Source organism: Pseudomonas sp. TJI-51 (assembly GCF_000190455.2).
GTDB classification, from domain to species: domain Bacteria; phylum Pseudomonadota; class Gammaproteobacteria; order Pseudomonadales; family Pseudomonadaceae; genus Aquipseudomonas; species Aquipseudomonas juntendi.
In genome coordinates, this window is sequence record NZ_AEWE02000135.1 from 4,393 (window position 1) to 4,617 (window position 225).

Consider the following 225-nt stretch of genomic DNA (forward strand, 5'->3'; position numbering starts at 1 on the left):
TGAGTTGGGCGGACGCTTACAAAAAAGCCGCCTGCAGGCAAGCGGCAACACCAAAGGGCAATGAAGGACACTCGGTTGGTACAAGGAGGGGTACCGCGCCTCGCTTCATTGAAAAACAAAGTAATGGAAAAACTAGCACTGGCAAAATCAAACACGCTGATAGTCACTATTAATAAACTCCTCAACATGTACGTTCAACATTGCTCTAAGAGGGTGTAGACAAAA